Here is a 10,865-nt window from a genome sequence, read left to right as displayed (position 1 = left end):
TCGCTGTGTTGCGTAATAAAAACAATATTTTCCAACGTTTGGGTGAGATCGATCGGTACGTCAATCAGTTGAGCTAGCAAGCAGCCCATGTCAACTATGCAAAAGTTAACATCGCTCTGCATGAGGAGGGCAACGCGATCGCCCTTCTCTAACCCTAAGTTCGACAAACCGAGTGCTACTTCTTCAGCCGCAGTCCGAAAGGCTCGCTCGGATAAGGACTGCCAACCTTGTTCCGTCCACCAATTTAAAGCATGGAAATTGGGAGCGCGATCGCAGGCTTCATCTAATAATGAAGGCAGTGTGCGTCCCAACAACACATTCCCAGAGTTGGGAGGGGCTGTGTAAATTTTGTTAGACCACAACATTTTCGCCAAGAAGAGCTGAAATCTCTTCCCCTCGATAAAGTTTTTCTGTGTTTTTTTATGAATTAGCTTTTACAGTAAGGTGGGCATTGCCCACCCTACACTAACTGAAACTCACTGCTGCGATCGCTAACAATATTTGCGATCGAGTAGCCGATAGTTTTTGATTTAGTTTTGTTTTTAGAAAACAGAGACAGATGCAGTGTTTGTTTTGGATGCTAGCTTCTCACACCTGAGTTAAATATTCCCCTGTTTCTCCTTTTCAATTAATCTGAATCAGCCGCAACATACCTAACTGAAGATGTTAGACTGCCATATCTAACCCTTCAGGGATCGAACGATATGCTACAAGAATTGCCTCGATCTCAGTTTAGCTTATCGCTTAACAAAGTTGCTATTTTATCTATCTTTAGTAACAAATCAAGCTAAGCAACAGGAATTTTTGCTTACTAACCACTTAGTTGCTAGCCTCTGAATTCACTATAAGAGAGTCAAACACATACTTCACTATCCGTTGTTAATTTATAGCAATAAAGAAAATTTTGGTAACATTATTTAATTCTTCCAGACACCACTCTCATACCTTATGCTGCTTGACTGTCATCAATTTCCTGCAAATGCTGCTCCAACCAGTTACCAATGTCTACAAGTACTTCTTGATAATTCGTATCGGCATAAAGATCGTGATAACTGCCAGGATACTCGTAGCATTTCTTGTCGGGATAAGTGACCCGTTCGCAGAACAGCCAACTACTTTCAGGATGAGTCACTTGGTCTGCACTGCCATGTAGCAGCAGTAAAGGAATTTGCAGCTCAGACGCATGATTTTCAATCCAATCCACGGCAGCAAAGAATTCTGTTGCAAGTCTGGCACTACCGTATTCGTGACGTAAGGGGTCTTGACTATAAGCAGAAATAACATTCGGATTGCGCGAACTAGCATGATGATTCAAGCCAACCTTAAGACTCAAGCGTGGATAGACGCGGGAAAAGACTCGCCCGATCGCTAGTTTGAGGCGCGAAACTCCAACTTTCCCCAAGGCTGGTGCAGTGACGATCGCACCCTGCAATCCCTGCGGCGATCGCAAAGCATAATCCAAAACAATCGCACCTCCTAAACTATGTCCCCAGACAAAACAAGGGCAATTCGGTTCTTGCTGCCAAATTTGCTGTAAAAAGGCGCTTAAATCTTCTCGAAATTCAGTCCATCTATTAATATGTCCCCTTTGTCCTGGCGAGTGTCCGTGACCTCGTAAATCAAAGGCATAGACTGCATAACCTAGAGACACTAAGTACTCTACAGCAGGTAGAAATAGACCGCTATGCGCTCCCAAACCATGCACGATCGCCACCACAGCCCGCGATCGCTCTTGGGGATGCCAGCTTTGGTAATAGAGGCTTAATCCACCAGCGCCCTTGAAGGTTCCTGCAATGTTTTTCATCCTGATTCTCCCCAAATGTTTTTCTACAACAGGGTGAACTCAGAAGTCAGAAATTACCGTGCATCCATTTTAATTGTATACAACTGACGAAGAAGACTGAATGCCTCATTTGAGCTGAGCGATCGCAGTTTGAATGCGGTCGAGCGCTTCGCGAATATTTTCCAATGAGTTAGCGTAGGATAACCTTAAATATCCCTCACCAAACTTACCAAAAGCAGAACCAGAAAGTACGGCAACTCCGGCTTCTGCTAGTAAGTAATCTGCGAGTGCATCACAGCTGAGGGGAAGTTGTTTGACATTAGGAAATACGTAGAATGCTCCTGTAGGTTTAACGCACTCAATACCCGCGATCGCAGTCAAACCATCGACAATAAAATCTCTTCGCTGTTTGAATTCGTCCACCATCTGTTCCACAAACTCTTGCGTTCCTGTGAGTGCTTCAATCCCAGCAATTTGAGTAAACGAACAGGTGCAGGAATTGGAATTGATTGTTAATTGCTCTAGCTTTTGAGCTAATAGTTGGGGAGCCACACCATAACCTAAGCGCCACCCCGTCATCGCGTAAGTTTTAGAGTAACCATCTAGCAGAATCGTCCGCTCTTTCATCCCAGGCAAACTCATAATGCTGTGGTGTGTCTGTTCGTAAAGGATGCGCGAGTAGATTTCGTCCGAGAGGATATAAAAATTATGTCGTTCTGCTAAATTGGCGATCGCCTCTAAATCTTCAAGCTGCAGTACGCCTCCAGTAGGATTTTGGGGAGAATTGAGAATTAATAGTCGCGTGCGCGGAGAAATTGCTTGTTCTAAATCCTCAATCCGAAAGCGAAAGCCAACCTCTTCGCGCAAAGCTAGAGGAATTGCCTTGCCTCCTACAAAGTTAATGACTGATTCGTAAACGGGAAACCCTGGATCGGGATATATCACCTCATCGCCTGTATCTACCAGCGCTAGAATTGTGAAAAAAATTATCGGCTTAGCACCTGGTGTCACTACTACTTCATCGGGATGCACCTCAACGCCTCTTGTGTGTGTCACATATTGAGCGATCGCCTGTCGCAACTGAGGTAATCCAGCGGCTGGAGCATAGCCAGTGTAGCCGTCTTTCATGGCTTGAAATGCAGCCTGACAGATATTCATCGGTGTCTGGAAGTCTGGCTGTCCGATTTCTAGATGAATTACGTTACGTCCTTGAGCTTCCAATCGTTGTGCTTTGGCAAGGACTTCAAAAGCAGATTCCGTCCCCAGGCGGCTCATTCGTTCGGCAAAATTCATATTAATTTATTTTCCAAATGACAACTGACAACTGATATAGCAATCCTATTTGATTCATGATGGAGCAGGCTTCTAGCCTGCGGCAGCTAGAAGCCTACTTTACAAATCATTTAGAACAGCTATAACTGACATTCTTGTATGAATTTTTATTAAAAAAAGAGTTAGTAAGAATAACAGATATCAGCCAAAAGTTATAGGGATCGACAATAGCCGAAAAATATAACTACAATTAAATCAGGAGACTCGATCGAACGCTAGGTGTCTTCTCTAACAATAGAATGAAACCTTAAGTCCTATTTTATAGAGCCTCTTTGCTGACACATACTCTGTTCTATATCTATTGATGAGGCTCCTATAAAGGAATGAAAATACTAGATCGAGTTTACATTATAAATCTATAAATTTATTGTTAATTTTTGCTGCTATCGGTAGCAGAATTTGGTACAGCATGACCCAATGCTAACTACTAAATTTAGATGTAGCAGTTTGAATAATACTGCTATCCTCAATTGAACGTGAGGAAGTTTACTATGCTGAATTTATCAAAACCACAAGAATTCAATTGTCTAGCCAGCTATGTTTTAGAAATGGTGAACGCTGTTAAGCTAGAGCAATTAAAACCATTTTTCGACTTCTTGCCAGCCGATCCATATTTAGCAGGCAACTATCGCTTTAGAAACCTTTCTCACTTTCAAATAGCTGGCGATCGCCTGATAAAATTACCCCACAGGCAGCTATTTCAATCGAAAGTATATAACCCAATTTTGGGAGATGTAGTTAGAGAGTATCCAGAACTTGACGATCGCCTAGTTGCGTCAGTAGATTTTCAAAAAATTGTGTGGGAATTTTTCCAGTTTTGCCAGCTTTGTACTAACTTCAACGAAGTTGCAGTGCATCAAATTAGAACCACAGCTTCTTCTCAGCAACTCGGCAATCCTGCGCCTGAAGGAATTCATCGCGATGGAGTCGAACTCGTCGGCATTTTCTCTGTGAATAGAACCGGAATTGAAGGGGGAGAAACGCACCTTTATCCAGAAAAAGATGGTCGTCCCGCTTTTAGCAAAATTCTCAATCCTGGCGAATTTTTAGTCTTTAGAGATAGTCAATACTTCCACTACACCTCGCCTGTCAAAGCGACTACATCTGAACTGGGAGTCAGGGATGTTTTTGTCCTCACATGTCCTGGTTTATTTCCTCCTGAGCAGGGAGCAGGGAGCAGGGAGTAGGGAGCAGGGAGCAGAGGGGCAGAGGGGCTAGAGGAGCAAGAACTGTCAACCAACTACCAACTACCAATTACCAATTACCAATTACCACTGACAACTAATAACTGTCATATGATGAACAATATTTTAGTCACTGGCTCTAGAGGTCAACTGGGAAGCGACCTTGTTGTTGCCCTACAAAGACGCTATGGGACAACACACGTCATGGAAAGCGGGCGATCGCCACGCTCAGAGGAAAGCAAGTTATTTCCTTATAAAGTGTTAGATGTCACAGACGGTCGGCGGTTGGAAAAAATTGTCAAACGGCATCAAATCGATACAATCTACCACTTAGCAGGACTACTCTCAGCCAAAGGCGAACGGGAACCCGATCGCTGTTGGGACGTTAATATTAACGGGCTAAAAAATGTTTTGGAAGTAGCCAAATCAGAGCGACTCAAAGTCTTTTATCCTAGTTCTATTGCCGTATTTGGAGCGCATACGCCGAAGTTAGACACGCCTCAGATTACGGTGACAGAGCCATCTACAATGTACGGAATTACCAAGGTGACGGGCGAACTACTTTGTCAGTACTACGCGCAACGGTTTGGCGTGGACGTGCGATCTTTACGTTTACCGGGCATTATTAGCTACAATGCTCCACCAGGAGGCGGGACAACAGACTTTGCCGTAGAAATCTTCTATGCTGCCCTCCAGCAGAGAACTTACACCTGTTTCCTTCGCCCAGAGACTCGCTTGCCCATGATGTATGCTTTAGATGCGGTCAGAGCGATTCTGGAATTGATGGAAGCAGATTTATCAGCCATCAAAGTTCGTACTAGCTACAATGTGGCAGCAGTCAGCTTCTCGGTAGCAGAACTCGTAGCTGAAATTCAAAAGCACTTACCTGAGTTTACCTGCGAATACAAACCCGATTTTCGGCAGGCGATCGCGGATTCTTGGGTTTGTACAGTTGACGACTCTAAAGCACGAGCCGATTGGGGTTGGCAGCATACCTATGACTTATCTGCGATCGTCGGCGATATGTTGGCGAAGCTGGAGTCATTAAAAAGGGAGCAGGGGAACAATTCAAACTTCAAAATCCAACATTCAAAAGTCAATCTTTCCCAACTCCCTAGTACGGGCGCACAGCAGTGCGCTCCCTGCTCCCTAAATTCGGTGATGTAGCCATGTTGACCACAACGGCGGCTTCTGTTTTTCAATCCCTGCTCGATGAAATTCATCAATCCGGTCTGCGCAAAGAAGAACGAGCGATCGCATCTCCTCAAGATGCTAAAATCCAACTTCAAGATGGTCGGACGGTACTGAACTTCTGTGCTAATAATTACCTGGGATTAGCTAACCATCCTGACATTATTGCCGCAGCCCAGGAAGGAATTACTAAATATGGTTTTGGCTTGTCATCGGTGCGCTTTATCTGTGGCACGCAAACCATACATAAAGAGCTGGAAGCAAAGATTTCTGCATTTCTCGGTACTGAAGATACTATTCTGTACGGTTCCTGTTTTGATGCCAATGCCGGACTATTTGAAACACTACTTGATGAAGAGTGTGCGGTCATTAGCGATGCACTCAACCACGCTAGTATTATTGACGGAATTCGGCTGTGTAAAGCTAAACGCTATCGGTTTGCCCATAGCAATATGGAAGAATTAGAGCAAACGCTGCGAGCTACCCAATCGCTGAAAATCCGCTTAATTGCCACGGATGGGGTCTTCAGCATGGATGGCGATATCGCTAAGCTAGACCAAATCTGCAATTTAGCCGAACAGTATGATGCGCTGGTCATGGTAGATGATAGTCATGCTACTGGGATTTTGGGAGCAACAGGACGCGGCTCGATCGAACATCGTGGTGTCATAGGTCGTACAGATATCATCACCAGTACGTTAGGAAAAGCCCTGGGTGGAGCTTCTGGAGGCTTTACATCAGGTCGTAAAGTCATTATCGACTTGCTGAGGCAGCGATCGCGCCCCTATTTATTTTCCAACACCCTTGCTCCGGCGATCGCCTACACCAGCATTAAGGTATTGGATTTACTCGATCGAACCTCAGAATTACGCGAAAGACTGCTGGAGAATGCCAGCTACTTTCGGACTTCCATCGGCGATCGCGGTTTTGAAATTAAACCTGGTGTTCACCCGATCGTACCAATTCTGCTGTACGACGCAAAACTTGCACAAGCTATGGCGCGAGATCTGCTCGATGAGGGGATTTACGTTATTAGCTTTAGCTATCCCGTAGTTCCCCAAGGTCATGCCCGAATTCGGGTACAGGTATCTGCTACTCATACGCGAGAACAATTAGAGCAATGTGTAGAAGCGTTTACTAGCGTGGGGAAAAAGTATGGAGTCGTTTGACAGTGACCAGTGAGCAGCGACCAGTGACCAGTTACAGTAGGATTTGTTTTCAAATCTTACCCTGCAAGACTATGTTAGTGTTTTGACTTTTGACTTTTGACTTTTGACTGCTGCCTATTGAAGAGGAAAATTACTATGATTGAGGATATCCGAAAAAGACTGGAAATTCCACCTGCAAAGTTAGAGGCGATTAACGAGATTCTAGTCGAGCCAAATATGGAGGCGATCGCCAATTTCCTCAATGTCGTGTCTAAATATGGGACTCCAGAAGAGATTAATGCTAAGGCAAAACAAGCTGCGTCTCTGACCGCATTGCTAGAGCGCGTTCGCCAAACTCGACCCGAATATTTAACCGACCTACAATGGCTGCAACAGCAAGCAGATGAGGGCGCATTTGTCAGCATTGCCGATTATCGCCGCAAGGTACTAGGAAACAAGGTAGATACCTTGACATTTGACGACAAATATGCAGTGACACTTGAAATTAGTGCCTGTCAATATTTTCCTTGGATAATTGCCGCAGCTCGACGAGCGATCGCCCAACAATCCCTCATGCCGGGACGTTTCATTCAAGTCCGCCAGATGAAGGAACAAGAAACCGATGGTGACTTGCCCGCCATTGCCGCAGCTATGCAAATTATTGGCGCGAGTTTCGTCGTCACTCTCGATACCAAGGGAACTGATGGCTCGAACGTCCATCTCGGCGGAGCGGAAACGATCGCGGGTTACTTTGGTGGTGTTGGACAGCCCAACGATCGCGCTTTGCAATGGCTGAACGAATACTTGTACTACTACACTAACTACGGGATTCGCCAAGTTCTCAATCTCAATCCTGGGACAGTGCTACTAGGCTATCTCCTTCATCGTCTCGGCGTTGATATCGAGTTCAAGATCTCTGTATTTATGGGCAACGACAATCCCTACGCAGCTTTGTGGACTTTACTTGGAGCAAAGTTATTTTCCAGAGATGATGGTAGCTCTCCATTAATTGGATTCAATTGGAGTAACTCGGTCAATAACAAAACGATTGAAATTACCAGCCAGTTTCGCCAGGCTTTGGACTTCGAGCAGCAGGTTCGCTTCGAGCATCACATCACTGAAACTTGGAAAGGCATCGTGCGACAGCCTTATAACCGCAGAGACGAGTTGATGGAGCTGGCTTCGTGCGTGCCGAATATTTCAGCCAAGCATGAGGGAGGCGATCCAGAAGTTGAGCAGATGCGGCAGCACCCATCGGATATTTTCGATTATTTCCGTGACAAGCAGGAGATTATTGCCTCTGGAGATTGGGAACATCTCACCCTGAATTTTCTGGACAAGTTTGATGCCTTGAATAAAACGGCACAAGCTCTTACAGAACAAGGTCTATCGGTTCTAGCAGCTGGAAATCTCCACCCGCTAGAACGCAAACATTTGTCAACTTTACAAGTTACGACTTACGACTAATAACTCCCATTACCGATTTCGAGACAAGACAAAATCCTCATCTAGCGTCAGGTCTAAATCTCGATTGGGATTGACGACAACCACTTCCACTTCTTTTCGCTTGCGACCTCTAAGGAGCGTTTCTCCCAAGACTCCAGCTCCCGCGCCTCCTAAGATTGCACCTAAATCGATATCTCCAAAAATTTCAGATGCTACGGCTCCGACTGCTGCGCCAACAACAGCACCGCGAACGAAGTCGGGGTTGGTTTTGCGATCGATTGTCTGCTTTCTGCTCACGACAGCTGATGTTGCCTCAATCGGATATTTTCGTTTTTGACTACCAATGACGACTGATTCAGCCACGAATTGCGAACCACCATCAGCAGGTCTGAGTCTACCGTTAATTTGGCTACCTGCGGGAATCACGACATTTCCGCGCTCCGAGCGGACGCTGGTTGCTGTAGTTAGCGTCAGTCTGACTGATTCTTTAGGCGTAACCAGCACTCTATCTGACTTTTTGTATCGCACCGGAATGACCGTACCAACTGGTACGATTGACTGAGGTGATTGCGCAATTAAGAGTTTACTAGAGTTCGATTGGGGTGCTGCAACCGGAGTCGCCGCGATCGCAGGTACTATTGTGGCAGAAGTCATTCCCAGTGCCATCAGCGCCGCAACTTTGGCTTGCCAGGAATTAGAAATGAACATATAAAGTCTTTCTCCTAAATTATCGAATTAGAGATCTTACATCTTAATGACGTAAAACCAAATAAATTGTTCTTTAAGTTTATGCTCCTTAGTGGTGAAAACATGGAACTTGCAGACACAGTTCTTAATTTTACGCTTTGATGCTGCTCTTTTAATTTTATTCAAGCTTTGATTCAAGTGAATTTCAGTACGGTATTTCAACAGCACGAGTTTTATCGAATTCTACCTTAGTGTAGAAGTCAATTTCTGATAGATTTACTAGCTCGTTTCCTTGATTTCTAAGCGTTAGCAATACTCCACGCTTCGGTGCAACTTTCTCTTGTTCCTCCCTTGAGAAAGGGGGGCTAGGGGGGATCTCTTTGTGGGTGGTGTAGTTTTTAGATCCCCCAATCCCCTTAAAAAGGGGAGCCACTTGCATGGGCGGGTTTCCCGACTTGAGCAAAGTGGCGTGGCTAAGAAAAAAGTCGCACACGGGGTTACTTCTCAATTTAAAAATAGTAAGGATTACTTATTAATTCATTTGGTCTAAAATCGCTAAACAAGAATTAGCAAATAGTGCAGCCTGAGTGCGATCGCGTAAATGTAATTGATTCAAAACACTCGCGATGCGATCTTTCATCGTGCGCTTGGAAATCAACAGCGCTTGAGCGTCCCTGTTACAATGAAGCGTACAGATAGAGTAGTTTCATCATGTCAGTTGCTCTTGATAGTAGCGGTGTTAATATTCGCCCAGCTACTACGCAAGATGTTGAGGCGATCGCGATTTTGTCTGACCAACTCGGCTATCCTGTTTCGACTATTGCCATAGAGCAGCGCCTGTACCAAATTTTGTCAGATAGCAATCATATTATCTACGTAGCCACAGGTTTAGACGATCGAGCGATCGCTTGGATTCACGCTTACACTTATCACTCGCTGCTGACAGATTTTCATGCTGAAATTGGCGGCTTAGTTGTAGCGCCAAGCGATCGCGGTACTGGTATCGGTAGAAAATTGCTCCACCAAGTTGAAAGCTGGGCAAAGATACGCAGATGTCAAAGTATATTAGTTCGATCTAATATTGTCCGTTCAGCAGCTCATCATTTCTACCAAAAATGCGGCTACAGCCAAGTCAAAACATCTTTGGTATTCCACAAAGTTTTGTTATATGACGATCTGTAGGGGTGGGTTCACCCAAAGTCTCTATTTTCACACCGAGATCTTGCTAAACCCACCCTTGCCAAAACGTACAGCAACAAGTTTAATTATCTTCACGCCTGCGATAATCAGAGTCCCTGTTGCGACGATAATCAGAATCGCGGTAATCATCATTTCCAGAACGCGAGGCAACAAAATCTTCCTCTAATCTCAAATCTAAGTCTGTATCTGGTCTGATGACAACAACTTCAACTTCTTTTTGCTTGCGACCTCTCAGTAAAACTTCTCCCAATACACCTACACCCGCACCAGCTAAGACTTCACCTAGATCGATCCCACCAAAAATTTCACCCAAAACTGCACCAGCAGCAGCCCCAATCACCGCGCCTCTAAGGATATCGGGATTTGATTTTTCATCAATGATTTCCGTGTCGGTAATCTCCCGCGACGTTGCTTCAATTGGATAACCGCGATCGCGATCTTCTAGAATTAAATTTTGCGCGACAAATTGAGTCCCGCGATCGGTTGGTCTGAGTTCGCCTTCAATCCGACTACCAGCGGGAATTGCGATTCTACCGCTTTCAGACTCGACATCTTCAGCCACAGTCAATGTTATGTCCGCTGTTTCTTCTGGAGAGACAATAATTTTTTTGCCTCTGTCGTAAGTTACTGGAATTATCGTTCCTCTGGGGACAACACCACCAGAAGAACCGCGATACTCATCGTCGCGAGAGTCAGGAAAGAGTTGTGCAATTTCAAAAGAGGGAGAATTGGCGATCGCTGGAGTAGAAATCAAAAGCGGTACAAACGCTGTTGCGGTCATTCCCATCGCCATTAAAAAAGCAGTTTTTGACTGCCAGCGATTGAACAATAGCATTGACTTTCTCCTATAAAGTAGACTCAGGTTATAAGTTATGAAGAAAAGATCGCTCTATT

At 44.9% G+C, this 10,865-nt stretch carries 10 protein-coding genes; 5 read left to right on the top strand and 5 right to left on the bottom strand.

What is annotated here, in order from left to right:
- The 3 genes from C7Y66_RS17745 to C7Y66_RS17735 form a co-directional block, all read right to left on the bottom strand.
- A partial coding sequence (locus tag C7Y66_RS17745; protein WP_146149817.1) for an AMP-binding protein occupies positions 1 to 365 on the bottom strand: 365 nt, incomplete at its 3' end.
- 581 nt (positions 366 to 946) lie between these two features.
- Entirely contained in the window at positions 947 to 1,804 is an 858-nt protein-coding gene (locus tag C7Y66_RS17740) for an alpha/beta hydrolase (RefSeq protein ID WP_106546612.1), read from the bottom strand.
- 105 nt (positions 1,805 to 1,909) lie between these two features.
- Positions 1,910 to 3,076 (bottom strand): pyridoxal phosphate-dependent aminotransferase, encoded by a 1,167-nt coding sequence (locus C7Y66_RS17735; protein ID WP_106546611.1) that lies wholly within the window; start codon positions 3,074 to 3,076, stop codon positions 1,910 to 1,912.
- Between the two features lie 530 nt (positions 3,077 to 3,606).
- On the opposite strand from C7Y66_RS17735, the gene C7Y66_RS17730 reads away from it, so the two are divergent.
- From C7Y66_RS17730 to C7Y66_RS17715, 4 genes are all read left to right on the top strand, one after another.
- A complete protein-coding gene (locus C7Y66_RS17730) occupies positions 3,607 to 4,302 on the top strand; it encodes a 2OG-Fe dioxygenase family protein (RefSeq protein ID WP_106546610.1) in 696 nt (231 codons plus the stop codon).
- Positions 4,303 to 4,410: 108 nt separating this feature from the next.
- Positions 4,411 to 5,466: an NAD-dependent epimerase/dehydratase family protein gene (locus C7Y66_RS17725; protein ID WP_233222729.1), complete on the top strand. Its 1,056-nt coding sequence runs from the start codon at positions 4,411 to 4,413 to the stop codon at positions 5,464 to 5,466.
- Positions 5,467 to 5,468: 2 nt separating this feature from the next.
- Positions 5,469 to 6,659 (top strand): glycine C-acetyltransferase, encoded by a 1,191-nt coding sequence (gene kbl / locus C7Y66_RS17720; RefSeq protein WP_106546609.1) that lies wholly within the window; start codon positions 5,469 to 5,471, stop codon positions 6,657 to 6,659.
- A gap of 135 nt (positions 6,660 to 6,794) precedes the next feature.
- A complete protein-coding gene (locus tag C7Y66_RS17715; protein ID WP_106546608.1) occupies positions 6,795 to 8,105 on the top strand; it encodes a hypothetical protein in 1,311 nt (436 codons plus the stop codon).
- Between the two features lie 9 nt (positions 8,106 to 8,114).
- Here the strand turns inward: C7Y66_RS17715 and C7Y66_RS17710 are convergent, their stop codons facing one another.
- Entirely contained in the window at positions 8,115 to 8,792 is a 678-nt protein-coding gene (locus C7Y66_RS17710; RefSeq protein WP_106546607.1) for a hypothetical protein, read from the bottom strand.
- A gap of 690 nt (positions 8,793 to 9,482) precedes the next feature.
- Between C7Y66_RS17710 and C7Y66_RS17700 the strand changes: the two genes are divergently transcribed.
- Entirely contained in the window at positions 9,483 to 9,953 is a 471-nt protein-coding gene (locus C7Y66_RS17700) for a GNAT family N-acetyltransferase (RefSeq protein WP_106546605.1), read from the top strand.
- A gap of 79 nt (positions 9,954 to 10,032) precedes the next feature.
- Here the strand turns inward: C7Y66_RS17700 and C7Y66_RS17695 are convergent, their stop codons facing one another.
- Positions 10,033 to 10,806, bottom strand: coding sequence for a hypothetical protein (locus C7Y66_RS17695; protein WP_106546604.1), 774 nt, complete (start codon positions 10,804 to 10,806; stop codon positions 10,033 to 10,035).
- Positions 10,807 to 10,865 lie beyond the last annotated feature (59 nt).

The sequence above is a fragment of the Chroococcidiopsis sp. CCALA 051 genome (assembly GCF_003015105.1).
In the GTDB taxonomy this organism is placed as follows: Bacteria; Cyanobacteriota; Cyanobacteriia; order Cyanobacteriales; family Chroococcidiopsidaceae; genus Chroococcidiopsis; species Chroococcidiopsis thermalis.
Note: the sequence above shows the minus strand (reverse complement) of the source record. Positions and strands in the feature narration are given on the sequence as shown.

Coding starts and splice junctions, on each gene's coding strand:
- C7Y66_RS17740 (WP_106546612.1), bottom strand. CDS start 1,804: ATGAAAAACATTGCAGGAACCTTCAAGGGCGCTGGTGGATTAAGCCTC.
- C7Y66_RS17735 (WP_106546611.1), bottom strand. CDS start 3,076: ATGAATTTTGCCGAACGAATGAGCCGCCTGGGGACGGAATCTGCTTTT.
- C7Y66_RS17730 (WP_106546610.1), top strand. CDS start 3,607: ATGCTGAATTTATCAAAACCACAAGAATTCAATTGTCTAGCCAGCTAT.
- C7Y66_RS17725 (WP_233222729.1), top strand. CDS start 4,411: ATGATGAACAATATTTTAGTCACTGGCTCTAGAGGTCAACTGGGAAGC.
- kbl (WP_106546609.1), top strand. CDS start 5,469: ATGTTGACCACAACGGCGGCTTCTGTTTTTCAATCCCTGCTCGATGAA.
- C7Y66_RS17715 (WP_106546608.1), top strand. CDS start 6,795: ATGATTGAGGATATCCGAAAAAGACTGGAAATTCCACCTGCAAAGTTA.
- C7Y66_RS17710 (WP_106546607.1), bottom strand. CDS start 8,792: ATGTTCATTTCTAATTCCTGGCAAGCCAAAGTTGCGGCGCTGATGGCA.
- C7Y66_RS17700 (WP_106546605.1), top strand. CDS start 9,483: ATGTCAGTTGCTCTTGATAGTAGCGGTGTTAATATTCGCCCAGCTACT.
- C7Y66_RS17695 (WP_106546604.1), bottom strand. CDS start 10,806: ATGCTATTGTTCAATCGCTGGCAGTCAAAAACTGCTTTTTTAATGGCG.